Source organism: Aeromonas sp. 55A (assembly GCF_051919665.1).
GTDB lineage: Bacteria > Pseudomonadota > Gammaproteobacteria > Enterobacterales > Aeromonadaceae > Aeromonas > Aeromonas veronii.
The window spans coordinates 1,874,259-1,892,915 of the sequence record NZ_JBQBEH010000008.1 but is presented as its reverse complement, the minus strand read 5'-3'; the positions used below and the strand labels follow the sequence as shown (position 1 = coordinate 1,892,915).

General features: G+C 60.6%; 17 protein-coding genes. 10 read left to right on the top strand and 7 right to left on the bottom strand.

What is annotated here, in order from left to right; translation table 11 throughout:
- Positions 1-95: 95 nt before the first annotated feature.
- The 4 genes from ACTG2G_RS12825 to ACTG2G_RS12810 form a co-directional block, all read right to left on the bottom strand.
- The gene (locus tag ACTG2G_RS12825) at positions 96-482 is read right to left on the bottom strand and encodes a SirB2 family protein (RefSeq protein ID WP_439985499.1); all 387 of its coding nucleotides are present in this window, start codon (positions 480-482) and stop codon (positions 96-98) included.
- Positions 479-2,335 (bottom strand): monovalent cation:proton antiporter-2 (CPA2) family protein, encoded by a 1,857-nt coding sequence (locus tag ACTG2G_RS12820; RefSeq protein WP_139443089.1) that lies wholly within the window; start codon positions 2,333-2,335, stop codon positions 479-481. Before ACTG2G_RS12820 ends, ACTG2G_RS12825 begins: the two co-directional genes overlap by 4 nt.
- 67 nt (positions 2,336-2,402) lie before the next feature.
- Positions 2,403-2,999: a glutathione-regulated potassium-efflux system oxidoreductase KefF gene (kefF, locus tag ACTG2G_RS12815; protein ID WP_005339958.1), complete on the bottom strand. Its 597-nt coding sequence runs from the start codon at positions 2,997-2,999 to the stop codon at positions 2,403-2,405.
- Positions 3,000-3,100: 101 nt separating this feature from the next.
- A complete protein-coding gene (locus ACTG2G_RS12810; RefSeq protein ID WP_439985498.1) occupies positions 3,101-3,943 on the bottom strand; it encodes a LysR family transcriptional regulator in 843 nt (280 codons plus the stop codon).
- A gap of 142 nt (positions 3,944-4,085) precedes the next feature.
- On the opposite strand from ACTG2G_RS12810, the gene ACTG2G_RS12805 reads away from it, so the two are divergent.
- From ACTG2G_RS12805 to ACTG2G_RS12780, 6 genes are all read left to right on the top strand, one after another.
- Complete coding sequence (locus ACTG2G_RS12805; protein ID WP_005348556.1) at positions 4,086-4,808, top strand: SDR family oxidoreductase; 723 nt, start codon at positions 4,086-4,088, stop codon at positions 4,806-4,808.
- A gap of 88 nt (positions 4,809-4,896) precedes the next feature.
- Complete coding sequence (locus tag ACTG2G_RS12800; protein ID WP_005348554.1) at positions 4,897-5,220, top strand: hypothetical protein; 324 nt, start codon at positions 4,897-4,899, stop codon at positions 5,218-5,220.
- A 46-nt stretch (positions 5,221-5,266) separates the two neighbouring features.
- Positions 5,267-5,698, top strand: a complete 432-nt coding sequence (locus ACTG2G_RS12795) for a DUF411 domain-containing protein (protein WP_005348551.1) — start codon at positions 5,267-5,269, stop codon at positions 5,696-5,698.
- A 234-nt stretch (positions 5,699-5,932) separates the two neighbouring features.
- Positions 5,933-8,086 (top strand): S9 family peptidase, encoded by a 2,154-nt coding sequence (locus ACTG2G_RS12790; protein ID WP_421386545.1) that lies wholly within the window; start codon positions 5,933-5,935, stop codon positions 8,084-8,086.
- 413 nt (positions 8,087-8,499) lie between these two features.
- Complete coding sequence (locus tag ACTG2G_RS12785) at positions 8,500-9,471, top strand: TAXI family TRAP transporter solute-binding subunit (RefSeq protein WP_005339950.1); 972 nt, start codon at positions 8,500-8,502, stop codon at positions 9,469-9,471.
- Positions 9,472-9,574: 103 nt separating this feature from the next.
- Positions 9,575-12,130, top strand: coding sequence for a TRAP transporter permease (locus ACTG2G_RS12780; RefSeq protein WP_429204666.1), 2,556 nt, complete (start codon positions 9,575-9,577; stop codon positions 12,128-12,130).
- A 75-nt stretch (positions 12,131-12,205) separates the two neighbouring features.
- Here ACTG2G_RS12780 and pmbA read toward each other — a convergent pair whose 3' ends face one another.
- Positions 12,206-13,549, bottom strand: a complete 1,344-nt coding sequence (gene pmbA, locus ACTG2G_RS12775; RefSeq protein ID WP_040068810.1) for a metalloprotease PmbA — start codon at positions 13,547-13,549, stop codon at positions 12,206-12,208.
- Positions 13,550-13,663: 114 nt separating this feature from the next.
- Here pmbA and yjgA point away from each other — a divergent pair, with 114 nt between their 5' ends.
- Together yjgA and ACTG2G_RS12765 are read left to right on the top strand one after the other, a co-directional pair.
- Positions 13,664-14,188, top strand: a complete 525-nt coding sequence (gene yjgA, locus ACTG2G_RS12770) for a ribosome biogenesis factor YjgA (protein WP_005336359.1) — start codon at positions 13,664-13,666, stop codon at positions 14,186-14,188.
- Positions 14,189-14,579: 391 nt separating this feature from the next.
- Positions 14,580-15,356, top strand: a complete 777-nt coding sequence (locus tag ACTG2G_RS12765) for a gamma-glutamyl-gamma-aminobutyrate hydrolase family protein (RefSeq protein WP_421386543.1) — start codon at positions 14,580-14,582, stop codon at positions 15,354-15,356.
- A 3-nt stretch (positions 15,357-15,359) separates the two neighbouring features.
- On the opposite strand, the gene ACTG2G_RS12760 is transcribed toward ACTG2G_RS12765, so the two are convergent.
- A complete protein-coding gene (locus ACTG2G_RS12760) occupies positions 15,360-15,743 on the bottom strand; it encodes a hypothetical protein (protein ID WP_421386599.1) in 384 nt (127 codons plus the stop codon).
- Positions 15,744-15,888: 145 nt separating this feature from the next.
- Between ACTG2G_RS12760 and ACTG2G_RS12755 the strand changes: the two genes are divergently transcribed.
- Positions 15,889-17,415, top strand: a complete 1,527-nt coding sequence (locus ACTG2G_RS12755) for a mechanosensitive ion channel family protein (RefSeq protein WP_216954494.1) — start codon at positions 15,889-15,891, stop codon at positions 17,413-17,415.
- Between the two features lie 45 nt (positions 17,416-17,460).
- Positions 17,461-17,859 (top strand): STY0301 family protein, encoded by a 399-nt coding sequence (locus ACTG2G_RS12750; RefSeq protein WP_227341539.1) that lies wholly within the window; start codon positions 17,461-17,463, stop codon positions 17,857-17,859.
- 76 nt (positions 17,860-17,935) lie between these two features.
- Here ACTG2G_RS12750 and ACTG2G_RS12745 read toward each other — a convergent pair whose 3' ends face one another.
- The gene (locus tag ACTG2G_RS12745; protein ID WP_158113318.1) at positions 17,936-18,646 is read right to left on the bottom strand and encodes an HAD-IA family hydrolase; all 711 of its coding nucleotides are present in this window, start codon (positions 18,644-18,646) and stop codon (positions 17,936-17,938) included.
- Positions 18,647-18,657 lie beyond the last annotated feature (11 nt).

Sequence of the window (18,657 nt, the reverse complement as noted above, 5' to 3'; positions counted from 1 at the left end):
GTTCTATCTTGCGATTTTTTGTTAGCATAAAACTCCGATTAATTAATTCATCACAGAATATGATTTCAGGGGAGAGCATGACTCTCCCCTTTTGCTCACATCAGCCACGCCCAGGCTGACTTGGTGATGGCCGCACCGACCATGTAGCCAAACACCGCAAGCGCTGCCACACCGGCCACCAGCTTCTGACCGCGGGCCGGGCGCTTGAGTGCCATCACACCCAGACCGATATAGAGCACCAGTGCAATCAGCTTGGCCATCAGCCAGGGTTGTTGGCCGGGGCTCAACTGCAAGGCCACCGCCAGCAACACACCAAACAGCAGCAGGAAGGTGTCGTTGATATGCGGCAGGATCTTCAGCCACCTCTGCTGCAACCGATCGCTGCCGGCCAGCGCCAGACTCCAGCGATAGATAAAGAGCAACAGACTGACCAGCGCCAGCGTCATATGCAGGTGTTTGAACATGGGGTAATAGGCAATCATTTTGCTTCCTTGTCGTCGTCGGGTAGCCCGCTGTTCCAGTTATGGGCATGGATACGCTCCTGCCCCTCCTCGTCGTCTTGCAACAGATCGGAGAGGATCTCCCGGTATTGCAGGCTCTTGTTGATATAAGTGTGTTCGTCATCCAGATAGTTGACCTGCTCGCGCAACAGCCAGTTATCGTGCTGCTTGAATGTCTGCCCCGCCCGCCAGGCCTGGTTGGCCCTAAACCCAAGCTGGGTCAGGGCTTCCACCCCCAGATCGACCGCCGAGCCCAAGGTTTCCCGGTGCACGCTCTCGACCCCGTGGCGCAGGATCTCGTGGGCATGGGGTCGATCCAGCGCTCGCGCCAGGATCTTCAGGTGCGGGAAGTGCTTCTGCACCATCTCGATCACCGCCAGCGAGGTAGCCGGATCGTTGATGGAGAGCACCAGCAGCTTCGCCTTGTGCGCCCCGGCGGCATGGAGCAGATCGATCCGGCTGGCATCGCCATAGAAGACCTGATAGCCGTACTTGCGCAGGGTCTCTATCTGGCTGGCATCCTGCTCGAGGATAGTGGTACCGATGCCGTGACCATGCAGCAGACGCCCCACGATCTGGCCGAAGCGGCCGAAGCCCGCGATGATCACCGGATGCTCCACCAGCTCAGGTTGCTCATGCTGCGGTGCGTCGCTCTGGTTACGGTAATCGAACCAGGGCTGGATCACCCGATCGTTGAGGATCAGCAGCAGTGGGGTGAGCGCCATGGAGAGCGCTACCACCAGCGTCAGCAACGAGATGGTCTCGCCGGGCAGCACCCGGTTCTGGGCGGCAAACGAGAAGAGCACGAAGGCAAACTCACCGCCCTGTGCGAGCGCCAGCGCGAAGGTCCAGCGTTGACTCGGCGAGATGCGGATGATGAAGCCGAGTGCCATCAACACCAGCCATTTGAGCACCATCAGCCCCACCACCAGCGTCGGGATGAGAAAAGGATGTTCGGCAAACAGGCCGAAGTTGATGCCAGCCCCCACCGACATAAAGAACAGGCCGAGCAGCAAGCCCTTGAACGGCTCAATGTCTGCCTCCAGCTCGTGGCGATATTCGCTGTCGGCCAGCACCACACCGGCGAGGAAGGAGCCAAGTGCAGGCGAAAGCCCCACCGACTCCATCAACACAGCGATGGCGATCACCAGCAGCAGGGCGGCGGCGACGAAGATCTCCCGCATGTGGGACTGGGCGATGGCACGAAATACCGGCCGCATCAGGTAGTGGCCACCCAGCACGATGCCGGAGATGGCCGCGACCACCAGCAGACCATGCTGCCAACCCGCCAGCTCGGAGCCACCATTGCTGGCGACCGGCGCCATGGCCAGCAGCGGCAGGATCGCCAGGATCGGAATGACCGCAATATCCTGAAACAGCAGCACCGCAAAGGCGGAGCGACCGCTCTCGCTCTGCATCAATTTACGCTCCTGCAGGCTCTGCAACACGATGGCGGTGGAGGAGAGCGCCAGAATGAGGCCGATGGCCAGCCCCTGTTGCAGCGGCAGACCGATCAGGTGCGCCACGCCGGTCAGTGCCGCCGTAGTGAGCAGCACCTGCAGGCCACCGGTGCCGAGGATCGGCCCCTTCAGCTGCCACAAGAGGGCCGGACGCAACTCCAGCCCAACCAGAAACAGCATCAGTACCACGCCAAACTCGGCGAAGTGCATCACGTCCTTCTGCTCCCCCACCAGCCCCAGCAGAAAGGGGCCTATGATGATCCCCGCCAGCAGGTAGCCGAGCACCGAGCCCAGCCCCCAGCGCTTGGCCAGCGGCACCGCGATAACGGCGGCGGAGAGGTAGATAAAGGCATCAAACAGGATCCCGTGGCCCATCAGTCAGCCCTCCGTGTGAACATCAGATCCGGCTCATAAGCTCGGCCAGCAAGCTGCCAGTGTTTCATCAGAGCACCTCCAGCAAGTCGCGCAGATAAGGGCGCCCGGCCAGTTGCTCCGGGGTCAGCTGATCGTCACGCAAGGCGCAAAGCAGCTGGCGGTAGTCCTGCCCGCAGCGGCGCAGGGCGGCGGGATCCTTGATCTTGTGGAACGAGTGGAGCACAAAAGGCGGCAACCAGTTCATGCCGCACAAGGTGGCCGCCTGCTGAAATGGCAGCAGAAAATCGAGCAGCGGTCGGCTGTTGTACCCCTCGCTGCAGTAGGACTCCGGCGCCCCGCCGGTGGTGATGGCGCTCAACCACTGCTTGCCCTTGAGGGCGTGGGCTTCGGGGCCGTAGGCGTAGCCATACTCCAGCACCAGATCCATCCACTCTTTCATGATGGCCGGGCAGGAGTACCAGTAAAACGGGTGCTGGAAGACGATGATGTCGTGCTCACAGAGCAGCGCCTGCTCCCGCTTCACATCGATGAACATGTCGGGATAGTGCTGGTAAAGGTCGTGAACAGTGACCCCCTCCAACCCCTCAATCGCCTGCAACAGCTGCTTGTTGGCCCGCGAGCTCTGCAACGCGGGATGGGAAAAAATAACCAGAATGCGTTTCATGACCACATCACCCGAACAAAGCCTTGCGGTGCAAGGCGAGGTAAACAGAAAAGGGGAGTCTGGGGAGCTGCATCGTAAAGGTGCACAGGAGAGCGACCTTATCAGGAAGCGCCATAGCCTGCCAACTCGGGGATCAGCTCCCGCAGCGCCGGATTGAGGGTCTGGTGGGCGGGATAGCAGAGCCCAATCCGGCGAAACATCCGCGGCCCGCTCACCGGCAGGGTACAGAGCCCCGCCTCATCCTCGACCAGCCCGTCCGGCAGAAAACTGATGCCGCCCCCCGCCAGCACCAGCGCCATCACCAGCCCCTTGCTCTCGGCCTTGGCCACCAGATTGAGGGTAAGGCGGTCACAGGCCAGCAGGCCGATAGTCTGCTGATGGGCTTCGCAGGGCGGGCACTCAATAAAATCATAATGTTGCAGCTCGGCCAGCTCGATCCTTTCGCGACTGGCAAGGGGATGGTCGACCGGCACGCAGAGCACGTAATCCTCCTCCCACAGCGGCAGAAAGATCTCGTCCTCCCGGCGCAAGGCATCCAGCGTCAAGCGGCAGTCGGCGGGTGTGGTGTAGTCGGAAAGGGTGAGATCCAGCTGCGGCAGCACGCCCTGCACTTGCTGCAACAGCCCGGCCACCCGACGGCGACTCAAGTCCGGCATGATGGCGATATTGAGCCTCGCACGCGTCGCTTTCTGGCGAAACAGCTCCGGCAGACGGCGCGCCTCCTCCACCAGCTTGACCGCGTGAGGATAGAGATAGTGGGCCGGATCTTTCGCCACCACCCCCTTCTTGCCCCGGACAAACAGGCTGTCACCGAGCGCCTCTTCCAGCTGGCGCAGCCCCGCCGAGAGGGAGGGCTGGCTGACGTGGCAGCGCTCGGCCGCCGCCGTGATGTTCTTCTCTTCATAGATGGCGATGAAGAAACGCAGCAATCTCAAGTCCAGCATAAACCAACCATAGTTTTTTCAGATGATAACCAGCGGAAAACAATATTTATCACTTATAGATGCAGTGACTATAGTGATTGGGTTCCGTGCTGGCCAGCCACCTGTTTGCTCAAACCGACTCTTGAATCAGAAGGAAAGACCCATGTCCAAATCTCTCGTCGTGATCACCGGTGCCTCCGCCGGGATCGGTGCCGCCATCGCCCGTGCCTTCTCTGCCGCCGGTCATCCGCTGCTACTGCTGGCGCGCCGGGTCGAGCCGATGCAGGCGCTGAACCTGCCCGATACCCTCTGCATCGGGGTCGATGTCACCGACACCGCCGCCATGAAAGCCGCCGTCCAGCAGGCAGAAGCCAAATTTGGCCCGGTCGGCTGCATGGTCAACAACGCCGGTGTCATGCTGCTGGGTCAGGCCGATGTGCAGGATCCCGCCGAGTGGCAGCAGATGCTCAACATCAACGTGATGGGGGTGCTGAACGGCGTCCACGCAGTGCTGGCAGGCATGAAGGAGCGCCGCAGCGGCACCATCATCAACATCAGCTCCATCGCCGGTCGCAAGACCTTCCCGAACCATGCTGCCTACTGCGCCACCAAGTTCGCCGTGCACGCCCTGACCGAAAACATCCGGGAAGAGGTGGCCGATGTCGGCGTGCGTATGGTGACCATTGCCCCGGGTGCGGTCGAGACCGAGCTGCTCAGCCACACCACTGACGAGAGCATCAAGGCCGGTTACCACGACTGGAAAGATCAGATGGGTGGCGTCATTGCGCCGGAAGTGATCGCCGATGCCGTGCTCTACGCCTGGAATCAGCCTGCCAACGTCTGCGTGCGCGAGATCGTGCTGGCAGCGACCCGTCAGCAACCTTAATCCTGGCTGACTGACACCATGGGGAGGGCTTGACCCTCCCCCAGGGCACAGGGTTAACATGTGCCCCTTGTTATTTTCGAGTCATTCCATGGTTCTCACCCGTCGCCAACTCGCTCACGCCCGTCGCTGGCTCCCCTTGTGGAGTCTGGTGCTGGTGTTGATGTCGTTTGGCAGCCGGGCCGCAACCGACCTCTGTACCCTGACCACCCACTGCAGCCAGAGCGAGCGTACCCTGGAAAAAGCGATGCCCTGCGGCAGCTTTACCACCGCCCTCTCGATGACACTGGTAGGCAGCGACAGCCTGACGGTCGCCGTACTGGAACCGGATACCCCCGACTTCGCCTCCCCCTCTCTCTTTATGCCGGACGCCCCGTGCGAGCGGCTCGAACGTCCCCCACGCCCCCGGATCTGAAACCCATCCCGTATCGGGCATCTTTTCTTTCAATCTGAGGTGAGTGATGTACAAACCCCTGTTACTGGCCATGCTGGCCGGTACCGTCAGCTTTTCGGCCCTCGCGGCCGAGAAGATGACCGTTTACAAATCCAAATATTGTGGCTGCTGCCAAAGCTGGAACGAGCACATGGAGCAGAATGGCTTCGAACTGGACGTCATCGAAACCGAGCAGCTCGGCGCAGTGAAGCAGCAATACGGTATCGCGCCGGAACTGGCTTCTTGCCATACCGGTATCGTAAATGGCTATGTGATCGAGGGGCATGTACCGGCCGCCGATGTGCAGAAGCTGCTCAGGGAAAAACCGGCGATCCGTGGCCTGACCATTCCGGGCATGCCCCAGAGTGCGCCGGGCATGGATATTCCGGGCCATCCCTATGAGGTACTGAGTATCAGCAACGAGGGTGCGACCAACCGCTGGTCGAGCTACCCAGGCTGACGAAAACTGGTCATGAGAGGGCACTCCCATATCATGTGAGGCACACCTGAGCGGACTCTTGCCGCTCATGGCCAGAAAGAGGGCCGCTATCGCGAGATAGCGGCTTTTTTTGATTACATTTCCTGCAATAACAAGGGATTGCTTGCAACCACCGGCAACAAGGGGCAGATTTAACGCCAATTCATGGAGCCGATGCTCAGGTCTACCAACCCTTTCCAGCGCCAAGGATGCGACATGTTTACCTTTTCCCGAGGAGTTCTGCTGCTAGCCTTTCTGACAGTTCTCCCCCCCACTTATGCCAATGAAGAGCCCGCCATGCTGACAAGCGAACATCCAATCCAGCCGCCCGTGGCCGCCAAACATCCCCGCACCCTGAAAAAACACGGGGATACCCGCATCGACAACTACTACTGGCTGCGCGACGACCAGCGTCAGGCGCCGGAAGTACTGCAATACCTCGAGGCCGAGAACGCCTATACCGAGGCCATGCTCAAGCCGACCCAACCCCTGCGCGAACAACTCTATAAAGAGATGGTCGCCCGCATCCCCCAGCAGGATGAGTCGGTACCCTATGTGAAGAACGGCTACCGCTACCAGACCCGCTATGAGCCGGGCAAGGAGTACGGGATCTACTCGCGCACCAAGCTCGGTGAAGAGCAGGCGAGCCTGCTGCTCGACAGCAACCTGCGAGCCGAGGGGCACGAGTTCTATGCCCTCGGCGCCCTTGAGGTGAGCCGCAACAACCGCTGGCTGGCGGTGGCGGAAGATTTCCTCTCCCGCCGTCAGTACCAGATCCAGTTCCTCGATCTGGAGAGCGGCCAGTGGGCCACCGACAAACTGGAAAATACCTCCGGCAATCTGGTGTGGGCCAACGACAACAAGACCGTCTTCTATGTACGCAAGCACCCGCAGACCCTGCTGCCCTATCAGGTCTATCGCCATACGCTAGGGACGGATCCGGCCACGGACAAGCTGGTCTACGAGGAGAAGGATGACTCCTTCTACATCAGCCTCTACGCCACCACCTCGGAAGATTTCATCGTCATCGCCCTCTCCAGCACCACCACCGGCGAAGCACGGCTGATCGATGCCAACCAGCCGGAGCACGCCCCACGCCTGTTCCTGCCCCGTCAGGTGGATCACGAATACAGCCTGGATCACTACCGCGGCCGCTTCTATGTGCGCTCCAACAAGGATGGCAAGAACTTCGGCCTCTACGAGACCAAAGAGAGCCCGGTCGATCGCTGGAAAGCGGTGATTGCCCCCAATCCGGAGGTACTGCTGGAGAGCTACGCCCTGTTCAAGGATTGGCTGGTACTGGAAGAGCGCAACAAGGGGCTGACCCGACTGCGCCAGATCAACTGGCAGAGCGGTGACGAGAAGGAGATCGCCTTCGACGATCCCGCTTACGTTACCTGGCTCGCCTACAACCCGGAGCCGGATACCAGCGCCCTGCGCTATGGCTACTCCTCCATGACCACCCCCGCCTCTACCTATGAGCTGGATATGGCGAGCGGCAAGCGCACCCTGCTCAAGCAGCAGCCGGTGGCAGGCTTCAAGGCCGACCAGTACGCCAGCGAGCGGCTCTGGGTGACCGCCCGCGACGGCGTATCGGTGCCGGTGTCGCTGGTCTATCGCAAGGACAAGTTCAAGAAAGAGCAGGCCGATGCGCCCAAGAATCCGTTGCTGGTCTATGGCTACGGCTCCTACGGCGCCAGCATGGATCCCGACTTCAGCAGCTCGCGCCTGAGCCTGCTGGACAGAGGCTTCGTCTACGCCATCGCCCATATCCGGGGTGGTGAAGAGCTGGGCCGTCACTGGTACGAAGATGGCAAGTTGCTGAAAAAACAGAATACCTTCAATGACTTTATCGATGTCACCAAGGCGCTGGTGGAGCAAGGCTACGGTGCCAAGGATCAGGTCTACGCCATGGGCGGCAGCGCCGGCGGCCTGTTGATGGGGGCCGTCATCAATCAGGCGCCCGAACTCTATCGCGGCGTGGTGGCGCAGGTGCCGTTCGTCGATGTGGTCACCTCCATGCTGGACGAGTCGATCCCCCTCACCACCGGGGAGTATGACGAGTGGGGCAACCCGAACCAGAAGCGCTACTACGACTACATGAAGAGCTACAGCCCCTACGATCAGGTCAAGGCACAAGCCTACCCCAACCTGCTGGTCACCACCGGGCTGCACGACTCGCAAGTGCAGTATTGGGAGCCCGCCAAGTGGGTCGCCAAGCTGCGCGAGCTGAAGACGGATGATAACAAGTTGTTACTGAACACCGACATGGACGCCGGCCACGGCGGCAAGTCGGGCCGCTTCAAAGCCTACGAGGATATCGCGCTGGAATACGCCTTTATCCTGGATCTGGCCACCCCGGCCAACTGATCCAGTATGACCCCGGCCCTTGTTACACAAGGGCCGCATAAGAATCCTCTCGTAGTTTTTCCCTCTTCCATTTCCCTCCATATCAAATTAATCTTCGGCAAGAAAATGAATGATCGAGGTCATGTTTCTCAAGATTTAACTCCGCTATTTTGCCATTTCGTTTGATTTATGTTGGGTGAATGTGCTTAATCGGAGTGCTTGCAACTTTTTATTTGGCCCCTCAGGGGCCAATTTATCTTCGACCGACAGGAGGTCGGTAGCCTCACCACAGGATGAGGGTGACTGCTGGAAAGGGGGTGATCAACTCCCCCGCTTTCGCGCAATGAGAAGAGCGGGCAAGCCCGGCGCAGAACGGGATTGCCATCAATTTATCCGGGGATCGGATAAACAAAATCAAAGAAAAGGGAGAAAAAATGAAAGGATTAACTTTGGCATGCGCCCTGTCGGCGGCTCTGGTCGGTGTTTCATTCGGTGGTCCGGTACAAGCGCAGGAGCGCTTCGTGACCATAGGCACCGGCGGTCAGACCGGCGTCTACTATGTCGCAGGCCAGTCCATCTGCCGCTTCCTCAATCGCGGCGCCGCCGATCACCAGATCAAGTGCAACGCCCCGGCCAGTGGCGGTGGTGTTGCCAACGTCAACGGCATCCGCAGCGGTGAATTCAACTTCGGTATCATGCAATCCGACCACCAGTTCAAGGCGATGAAGGGGCTGCCACCGTTCCAGGCCGAAGGGGCCATGGACGATATGCGCGCCGTCTTCTCCCTGCAGAGCGAGGTGTTCACCATCCTGGCTCGCCGCGATGCCAAAATCGCCAGCTTCGACGACCTGAAGGGCAAGCGCGTCAACATCGGCAACCCGGGCTCCGGCCAGCGTGACACCATGGAAGAGATCATGGCAGTCAAAGGCTGGAAGAAGGGTGACTTCGGTCTGGTCTCCGAGCTGAAACCGGCCGAACAGGCTTCCGCCCTCGGTGACAACAACATCGACGCCATGAGCTACTTCGTCGGTCACCCGAACGGTGCCATTCAGGAAGCCTCCACCACCACAGATGCAGTACTGGTACCTGTGACCGGCGCCGACATCGACAAGCTGCTGGCCGAGAAGAGCTACTACAGCAAGGCCGAGATCCCGGGCGGCATCTACAAGGGCAGCGACAAGCCGACTCCCTCCATCGGTGGCAAAGCGGTGCTCTCCACCAGCGCCAAAACCGATCCGGAAGTGGTCTATCAGCTGGTCAAGTCGGTGTTCGACAACCTGGATCGCTTCAAGCGCCTGCACCCTGCCTTTGCCGACCTGAAAGAGGCCGACATGATCAAGGTAGGTCTCTCTGCACCGCTGCATGAAGGGGCTGCCCGCTACTACAAAGAGCGCGGCTGGCTCTGATTGAAGGCCCCGGGGCCTTTGTCACTCTCTTCGACACCCGTCTGCCGCCTGATTGCGGGGGCGGGTGTCGCTCTTGTTGTACTCGTTGGCACAAGTTAACCCTATGCAAGATAAACAACTCTCTACCGAGGAACTGATCGCCCAGGATGTGGGCGCTCGCCTGCCGCTGGGCATCATGGGCTGGCTCATCACAGCGCTGGCGCTGGCCTGGTCCCTGTTCCAGCTCTGGATCGCCTCGCCACTCCCCTTCATGGTGGGGTTTGGCGTACTCAATGACACCGAAACCCGCTCCATTCACCTCACCTTTGCCCTGTTGCTCGCTTTTCTGGTGTTCCCGGCATTTCGCTCCTCGCCACGGGATCGGGTTCCCCTCGGCGATATCGCCCTCGGTCTTATCGCTGCTGGCGCCGCGTCTTACCTGTTCGTGATGTATGAAGCACTGGCGCTGCGTCCCGGCACCCTCACCACCGCCGATCTGGTGACCGCCTGCATCGGCATTCCGCTGCTACTGGAAGCGGCGCGCCGCGCCCTGGGGCCGGCACTGGCGGTCATCGCCATCGTCTTTCTGGTCTACAGCCTGGCGGGCCCCTGGATGCCGGGACTGCTGGCACACCGCGGAGTAGGCTTTACCGCGCTGGCCAACCACCAGTGGATCACCACCGAAGGGGTGTTCGGCATCGCCCTTGGCGTCTCCACCAGCTTCGTGTTTCTGTTCGTGCTGTTCGGCGCCCTGCTGGAGCGGGCCGGCGCAGGTCACTACTTTATCCAGCTCGCCTTCAGCCTGCTCGGTCACCTGCGCGGCGGCCCGGCCAAGGCAGCAGTGGTCGCCTCCGGCCTGACCGGTCTGATTTCCGGCTCGTCGATTGCCAACGTGGTGACCACCGGCACCTTCACCATCCCGATGATGAAGAAGGTGGGCTTCAGTTCAGAGAAAGCGGGGGCAGTGGAAGTGGCCTCCTCGGTCAACGGCCAGATCATGCCACCTGTGATGGGGGCTGCGGCTTTCCTGATGGTCGAATACGTGGGCATCCCCTATGTGGAGATCATCAAGCACGCCTTCCTGCCTGCCGCCATCTCCTACATAGCGCTGCTCTACATCGTCCATCTGGAGGCGCTAAAACTGGGCATGCAGCCCATCGGCAACCATCAACCCAAACCCTGGCTGCGCCGCCTGACCGGCTTTGCCTTTGGCGCGGCCCTCATCAGCGGCCTGTCACTGGCGGTCTACTATGGCCTCGGCTGGCTCAAACCTGCGCTGGGTGACTACGCACTGCCGGGGATCTCGGTACTGCTGGCTGCCACCTATGTGGCCCTGTTGAAGATCGCCGCCAGCAATGAACCACTGCCTGCCGAAGATCCCGACAAGCCGCTCACCGAGTTGCCCAACACCCGCGCCGTGCTGCTCTCCGGCCTGCACTTCCTGCTGCCGGTGGTAGTACTGGTATGGTGCCTGATGGTGGAACGCCTCTCGCCGGGGCTGTCGGCCTTCTGGGGTACCGTGATGCTGGTGATCATCCTGCTGACCCAGCGCCCGCTGCTCAAATGGCTGCGCAAGGACGGCAAGCACGACTACGGCACCGTCGCTGACGGCGTGGTGGATCTGCGGGAAGGGCTGGTCGCCGGTGCCCGCAACATGATCGGTATCGGCATTGCCACCGCCACCGCGGGGATTATCGTGGGTGCGGTCTCCCAGACCGGGGTCGGTCTGGTGCTGGCGGATCTGGTGGAGTTCCTCTCCATGGGTAACCTGCTGCTGATGCTGCTGCTGACCGCCCTGCTGAGCCTGATCCTCGGCATGGGGCTGCCGACCACTGCCAACTACATCGTGGTCTCCAGCCTGCTGGCACCGGTGGTAGTGACGCTGGGGCAGCAAAACGGGCTGATCGTGCCGCTTATCGCGGTGCACCTGTTCGTCTTCTACTTCGGCATCATGGCGGATGTGACGCCGCCGGTGGGGCTGGCCTCCTTCGCGGCTGCCGCTGTCTCCAAGGGCGATCCCATCAAGACCGGGATCACCGCCTTCTACTACAGCCTGCGTACCGCGGCGCTGCCGTTCCTGTTCATCTTCAACACCGACCTGCTGCTGATCGACGTGGACTTCGCCCACGGCGTGCTGATCTTCATCGTGGCGACCATCGCCATGCTGATCTTCGCCGCCGCCACTCAGGGCTGGTTCCTGGTGAAGAGCCGCTGGTACGAGAGCGTGCTGCTGTTGCTGGTCGCCTTTACCCTGTTCCGCCCGGGTTTCTGGATGGACATGGTGCACGACCCCTATCGCGAGACCCCGCCTGCCCAGCTGGCCCAAACCATGGGTGAAGTGGAGGCGGAGAGCACCCTGCGGCTGCGGATCCTCGGTGAAGATGCAGTGGGCAAGCCACGCAAGTTCACCCTGCTGGTCGCCGTACCGGATGGGGCAAATGGCGAAGAGCGGCTGGCCAATCTGGGGCTGAGCCTCTATGAGCAGGATGGCAAGACGCTGATCGACAACGTCGCCTTTGGCAGCCCGGCCGCCACCATGGGGCTGGAGTTCGATCAGGAGATCCTCACCGTCAAGGCGCCGACCGAGCGCTGGACCAAGGAGTGGATGTGGATCCCGGGCTTCCTGCTGTTCGGGGCGATCGTCTGGCTGCAGCGTCGCCGCAGCGTCAAGGCCGGTTAACCCACCGGGCAGATGAGACCGAGGGCCGCTATTGCGGCCCTCTTTTTATGGATATCGATCTCGCTGCAGCGGCGATCAGTGACCCGCCAGCTTCATATTCTCTACCAGCACCGAGCCGGTCTTGAGACTGGAACGCTCATCCTCGTCACGACCCACCGCCACGATATGACTGAACATCTCGGCCAGATTGCCGGCGATGGTGATCTCCTCGACCGGATAGGCTATTTCGCCATTCTCGACCCAGAAACCGGCAGCGCCGCGGGAGTAGTCACCATTGACGATATTGACCCCCTGCCCCATCAACTCGGTCACCAGCAGACCGGTGCCCATCTCTTTCAGCATGCCCTGAAAATCCTGGCCGGTATTGGAGACCTGCCAGTTGTGGATGCCACCGGCGTGACCCGTAGTAGTCAGCCCCAGCTTGCGAGCGGAGTAGGAGGTAAGCAGCCAGCTCATCAGCTCGCCATTTCGGATGATATCCATGTCGCGGGTACGCACCCCTTCCCCATCGAACGGGGTACTGGCGAGCCCGCCCAGCAGGTGGGGGAACTCCTGAATGGTGAGCCACTCGGGCAGGATCTGCTTGCCCAATTTGTCGAGCAGGAAGCTCGACTTGCGATAGAGGTTGCCGCCGCTGATGGCCATCACCAAGTGGCCCCACAGGCCAGAGGCAGTGTCTGGGTGGAACAGCACAGGCGCATGACGGGTAGAGATCTTGCGGGCGCCGAGGCGGGAGACAGTACGCTCAACGGCTTCATCGGCAATGCGCTGCGGGCTCCAGAGCCCATCGAGGGTACGGCTGGAGGAGTAGCCGTAATCACGCTGCATATCGCCATCCTGCTCACCGATCAGCACGCAGCTCAGGGAGTTGCGCGACGCCGCGTAGCCTTTGACGAAGCCATGGCTGTTGCCATAGACCTTGATGCCAAGATGGCTGGAGAAACCGGCACCATCGGAGTGCTTGATGCGGGCATCGCGACCAAGCGCCAGCCGTTCGCACTCGATGGCCAGTTCGATACCGCGCTGGGGATCCAGTTCGATTTGGTGGCACAGTTGTAGATCGGGGGCATCCCAGGCCAGCAGCTCGGCGTCCGCCAGACCGGCGCAATCATCGGCCGAGGTGTGGCGGGCAATCTCGATGGCCGCTTCAACGGCGGCGCGAATGGCGGGTTTGCTCAGATCGGTGGTCGAGGAGGATCCCTTGCAACCATCGCGATAGACAGCGATGCCGAGGGCGCCATCTTTATTGAATTCAATGCTTTCCAGTTCACAACCCCGGGTGTTCACCGACAACCCGGTCTGCTTGCTGATGGAGACTTCGGCCAGCGAGGCGCCCAGTCCTTTGGCTATCTCCAGGGCTTCGGCAACCACGGCCTCGAGATGGGCTTGATCCTGGCGGATTTGGTCTTGCTGATCCATAACTCACATCTGTATGAAAGAAGGAAAGGGGGGTAAGCATATCAGACCCCTGCGCCCAGCGGGAGAAGCTGGTAACATATCCGCCAAACGTGAATGACAGGAATCAAGAGACCGATGAGTCAATATCAAGACGACAACGAGTTCGAAGACTGGGGCCCCAGCAAGAGCCAGCTCAAGCGCGATGCCGAAGCATTGCAGAAAATGGGGGAAGAGATCGTCTCCCTCAGCCACAGTGAGCTGGAAAAAATCCCGTTGGATGAAGAGCTTGCAGAAGCTGTCGAGCTGGGTCGCAAACTCAAGCCGAAGAAGGATGAGTCCTTCCGTCGCCATCTGCAGTTCATCGGCCGCCTGATGCGCAGCCGCGATATCGAGCCGATTGCCGAAGCACTCTCCATCATCAAGAACCGTCACTCCACCGTGAATGCACGCCTGCATCGGCTGGAGCAGTGGCGCGAGCGCCTGATCACCGAAGGTGACAGCGCCCTCAACGAGCTGATGTCCCAGTTCCACGAGCTGGATCGCCAAAAGCTGCGCCAGCTGATCCGCTCCGCCAACAAGGAGCGGGAGCTGAACAAGCCGCCGGTCGCCTACCGCGAGATGTACCAGTATCTGCGCGGCGAGATCGAAGACCTGCTGTGATCCCCGAAACACGCCTCCCCTCGGGGAGGCGTGCTTCTATTGATGCCTTTTCCTCTCCACATCCCTGCGCGTTTAATATATCCACCATTTTGCTACCCCAGCCATTACGGCCCATCTCAACAGCCCCGTTAAATCGCCGCTTCAGAGCAGATCAAAACAGACGCGTTAACAATTTAGTATCATTTTGTTTGACATATTGAACGGCCTTGGCAGACTGAAGAGAGGATCCAGGCTGTCGCTGCCGAGGCTGACCGACGATTCGATTCTGCCACCCGGTAAGACGCGGGATCCCATGACCATACCTTGAGGCATGCCCTTGCCCAGCCGATGTGCAAGGGTCTGCCCAAGGTGCAGGATGAGACTTCAACGCCAGGGATAATCAGGGTGTTCTATGCCAAATTCCATACTCGTCACCAACCGTAAACCCGTCGTGCTGATGACCATGGGGGCCCAGCCCCGCAACGGCCACGCCTATCAGGTGATGACCCACAAATACATCATGCCGCTGGTGGAGATAAGCGGCTGCGTCCCGCTGCTGGTACCCACCTGCTGCGGCACCGCCGATCTGGAGCAGTATCTGGATCTCGCCGATGGGGTCTATCTGAGCGGCGCCGGTTCCAACATCGATCCGGCCCTCTACGGCCAGGAGAACCTCACGCCGGAGAAACAACAGGACAGGGATCGCGATCTGTTCGATCTGCCCCTCATCAAGGGGGCGCTCGCCCGTGGCTTGCCGATCCTCGGGATCTGCCGCGGCATGCAGGAGATCAACGTGGCACTGGGCGGCGATATCCACCAGAAGGTCTACACCGAACCGGGTTATGACGATCATCGGGAAGATGCCGACGATCCGGTCGACGAACAGTATGGGCCAAGCCATCAGATTGAGCTGCTGCCGGGCAGCTGGTTTGCCGAACTGATGGGGGCTGAACAGATACCGGTCAACTCCCTGCATGGACAGGGGCTAAACCGTCTTGGTGATGGCCTAGAGCCGCTGGCCCATGCCGAAGATGGACTGGTCGAGGCCATCCATGCCCCTACCCTCTCCCCTTTCCTGCTGGCAGTACAGTGGCACCCGGAGTGGAAAGCCAGCGAGAATCCTCACTCCATCAAGATCTTCCAGGCCTTTGGTGACGCCTGCCGACGCCGTCAGAGAGATAATCGTTAACGCTTATTCACCAAATCCTCGCGCCTTGAGCTTGGGCAATCCGCCCCGCTCGGGGCGCAGGGTACGGCAAATATCCATCCCCTTGAGCCCACGCTGGATATGATCAGGCGAATGGCCAAACACCATGCCGTTGCTGCGGTAGAGGTTGTTGTCATCCAGCTCGAACTTCTCGCCGCCGATCAGCAACTGCTCGCGGCCATTGACCGTATCACCCCGTTTGATGGGCACCTTCATATCGCTCAGCACCTCGCCGGTGGCACACCCCTCGCGCCAGCGCGCCTCGCTGGAGAAGGGGGTAATAGCTATTTCACGCCAGGAGCCATCCCGGAATTCGACCCGATACTTCTCGATCAGCAGATCGCAGCCAGCCAGTGGCAACAGGGCCATCAAACAGATGATTTTCTTTGAAAATTTCACTCAATCGCACTCCTTTGCCCGGTTCTGCACAGGATAAATAAATTGCTGCCCCAACGCACCATTTCCCCGTGCCGGAACGGCTATGCTGGAAATAAAACCATCACAAGGGGCCGTCATGTTCAGCGACAACCTCACTGCGCTACCCACACTGATATGGATCCGCGAACACCCGTTCTGGACCCTGCTCACACTCTCTCTGATGCTGCTCCACTTCTGGCGCCGCCCCGGGCAACGACGGGAGCTGCTCTCCGAGCTCAGCTTCGTGATGATAAGCACTGTCGTGATCCTGCTGATCCAGTTGGAAGGGGGCTGGTTCAAACTGCCGCTGCCCCATCAATTGCTGATCGAGATCTCCACCCTGCTGGCGGGCCTGATATTGGTAAAAGTGTGGGGGATACTGCTGTTCGAATTTCTTCTGCCCCTCTGCCAGATCCGCATCCCGCGGATCATCGCCGATATCGTCATCACCATCGGCTATATCGGCTGGGGTCTGTTTCGCCTCTACGCCTCCGGCATGGCGCTCGGGGAGATAGTCACCACCTCGGCGGTGATCACCGCGGTCATCGCCTTCGCCATGCAGGATACTTTGGGCAACCTGCTGGCCGGGGTCTCCATCCAGCTCGACAACTCCATCGCCATCGGGGACTGGCTGCAAGTCGACACCACCCAGGGCCGGGTGGTGGAGATCAACTGGCGTGCCACCACCATCGAGACCCGCAACTGGGAGACCGTCGTCATCCCCAACAGCCATCTGCTCAAACAGCGCTTCACCGTGCTCGGGCGTCGCCGTGGCGAGCCGCTGCAGTGGCGGCGCTGGGTCTGGTTCGATCTGACCCTGGATACCCTGCCGACCCAGATCATCGCCCTGATCGAGAAATCCCTGCGAGAGACCAAGCTCCCCTGCGTCGCCAAGCATCCCCAACCGGACTGTCTGCTGATGAATGTCGAGGGGGGGATTGCCCGCTATGCAGTGCGCTACTGGCTGACCGATCTGGCTCGCGACGATCCGACCGACTCCATGGTACGCAGCCTGATCGATGCCGCCCTGCGTCGCAACGATCGCCGCCTTACCCCACCGATCTTCAATGTCTTTATGGCCAAGGAGAAGCAGCACCTGGATGCCCGCCACAAACGCCACACGGTCGAACGCACCGCGACCCTGCGCAAGTTGCCTCTGTTTGCCATGTTGCAGGAGGATGAGCTGATCAGACTGGCGGACCAGGTGAAGTTTGCCCCCTTTGTCAGCGGTGACATCATGCTTGAGCAGGGAGAGGTCTCCAACTGGCTGTTCGTACTGGTCAAAGGTGAAGCCGAGATGCTGATTAATCTGGAAGGGAAAGAGTTGAAACTGGGCACTCTCGGCGCAGGTGACTTCTTCGGGGAACTGAGCCTGCTCACCGGCGAACCCAGTACCTTCACCGTGCGGGCGGTGGCCACCGTCGAAACCTATCGCATCAATCAGAGCATGTTCCAGGAGCTGGTCGCCCAGCGCGAGTCACTGGTCGAGCCCCTCTATCGAGTACTGAGTGACCGTCAGCAGGAGCAACAGGCACTGCTGGAACGAGAGGCAGAGTCAATGAAACGGCCACCACAGCAGCTTGATCTGCTTGATAAACTGATGAAGCTGTTCGGGGGCAGATGACGTAGCATGGCATCTTGTTGAGGACGTGAAGAGAGAACAGCAGCCATGTTACTGACAACCCTGGCCCTTGCCGCCAGCCTGCAATTTGATTGTCCTGCCACCATCGAGACTCGCCAGCAGCTGCTGACCCCGCAGCAGGGCTGGCAGGCCGTGACCCGCAACGACAACGGCAAACCTGGCGAGCGCCTCACCCATCGGCTGGATCGTCTCTCCCTGTTTGACGGAAATCCCGATGAGCGGGTTCAGCTCAAACCGGATAATGGCGACAGCGACGAGATCCACTACTGGAGCCAGCTCGATGGCAGCCTACGCCCACTCTATCTGGTCTGCCGCTATCAGAACAGCGCCATCACCCTGCAGCAGGCGCTGCCCGTCGGCATCAGTTACTGCCGCGTCAACCAGCGCGACCGCTACACCCTGCTCGGGCTGGTTTGTCGCAAATAGCGGGCGTAACCCCTTGCCATATATCGCTATTCGATGACAGCCATTACCGCCTGAGCCGGGCCACCCGCCAGCGCCATCAGAGCAGCAGCTCAGCCAGATCCTCCAGAGCCGTCAGCTCCACGTCCGGCAACAGTTGGAGCTGTTGCCACGGTTGCTGCCGTTCGTTGAGCCAGGCGGCGCGAAAGCCGTGCAAACGGGCCCCCAGCACATCGGTCTCGGGATGATCCCCCACATGGAGGATCCGCTCCGCTGGCAGCTTGAGGGCGCTGCGGGTCTGCTCAAACATATCCGGCGCCGGTTTCATTCTGGCACCCGCCCCCGCCTTGCAGACCAGCGTGAAGTAGCGATCCAGCCCTGCCTGAAGCAGATCCAGATTGCCGTTGGTGATCACCACCAGCGGATAGCGTTCGGCCAGTCTGGTCAGCAGCTGATGAGTGGACTCGCTCACCTCGATCTTCGAGCGCTCTGCCAGAAACGCAGCAAACACCTGCTCCGCCTCGCGGCTGGCCTGCTGGTCGGCCATCCCCCCCTCGACCATGGCGGTACGGATGGTCTGCTGGCGCGCCAGGCTGACATCGTGGCGCAGCTCGGGCCGAGCCATCAACACAGCGCGTTTGAGCTCCAGCCAGCGCGGCTTGTCGAGCATGGCGGTGGCCAGATATTCGCTGCGCAGATGGTTCAGCATCCACTGCTCGGCGCGCACGATGGCGGGGCCGTTGTCATAGAGGGTGTCATCGAGGTCAAACGAGATGGCAGCAACCGGCTGCCAGCGGCGATAGAAGTGCATGGACTCTCCTC

What these genes read in the sequence shown, in the direction of transcription:
- ACTG2G_RS12825 (WP_439985499.1), bottom strand. Translation starts at nt 482, where the DNA reads ATGATTGCCTATTACCCCATGTTCAAACACCTGCATATGACGCTGGCG.
- ACTG2G_RS12820 (WP_139443089.1), bottom strand. Translation starts at nt 2,335, where the DNA reads ATGGGCCACGGGATCCTGTTTGATGCCTTTATCTACCTCTCCGCCGCC.
- kefF (WP_005339958.1), bottom strand. Translation starts at nt 2,999, where the DNA reads ATGAAACGCATTCTGGTTATTTTTTCCCATCCCGCGTTGCAGAGCTCG.
- ACTG2G_RS12810 (WP_439985498.1), bottom strand. Translation starts at nt 3,943, where the DNA reads ATGCTGGACTTGAGATTGCTGCGTTTCTTCATCGCCATCTATGAAGAG.
- ACTG2G_RS12805 (WP_005348556.1), top strand. Translation starts at nt 4,086, where the DNA reads ATGTCCAAATCTCTCGTCGTGATCACCGGTGCCTCCGCCGGGATCGGT.
- ACTG2G_RS12800 (WP_005348554.1), top strand. Translation starts at nt 4,897, where the DNA reads ATGGTTCTCACCCGTCGCCAACTCGCTCACGCCCGTCGCTGGCTCCCC.
- ACTG2G_RS12795 (WP_005348551.1), top strand. Translation starts at nt 5,267, where the DNA reads ATGTACAAACCCCTGTTACTGGCCATGCTGGCCGGTACCGTCAGCTTT.
- ACTG2G_RS12790 (WP_421386545.1), top strand. Translation starts at nt 5,933, where the DNA reads ATGTTTACCTTTTCCCGAGGAGTTCTGCTGCTAGCCTTTCTGACAGTT.
- ACTG2G_RS12785 (WP_005339950.1), top strand. Translation starts at nt 8,500, where the DNA reads ATGAAAGGATTAACTTTGGCATGCGCCCTGTCGGCGGCTCTGGTCGGT.
- ACTG2G_RS12780 (WP_429204666.1), top strand. Translation starts at nt 9,575, where the DNA reads ATGCAAGATAAACAACTCTCTACCGAGGAACTGATCGCCCAGGATGTG.
- pmbA (WP_040068810.1), bottom strand. Translation starts at nt 13,549, where the DNA reads ATGGATCAGCAAGACCAAATCCGCCAGGATCAAGCCCATCTCGAGGCC.
- yjgA (WP_005336359.1), top strand. Translation starts at nt 13,664, where the DNA reads ATGAGTCAATATCAAGACGACAACGAGTTCGAAGACTGGGGCCCCAGC.
- ACTG2G_RS12765 (WP_421386543.1), top strand. Translation starts at nt 14,580, where the DNA reads ATGCCAAATTCCATACTCGTCACCAACCGTAAACCCGTCGTGCTGATG.
- ACTG2G_RS12760 (WP_421386599.1), bottom strand. Translation starts at nt 15,743, where the DNA reads ATGGCCCTGTTGCCACTGGCTGGCTGCGATCTGCTGATCGAGAAGTAT.
- ACTG2G_RS12755 (WP_216954494.1), top strand. Translation starts at nt 15,889, where the DNA reads ATGTTCAGCGACAACCTCACTGCGCTACCCACACTGATATGGATCCGC.
- ACTG2G_RS12750 (WP_227341539.1), top strand. Translation starts at nt 17,461, where the DNA reads ATGTTACTGACAACCCTGGCCCTTGCCGCCAGCCTGCAATTTGATTGT.
- ACTG2G_RS12745 (WP_158113318.1), bottom strand. Translation starts at nt 18,646, where the DNA reads ATGCACTTCTATCGCCGCTGGCAGCCGGTTGCTGCCATCTCGTTTGAC.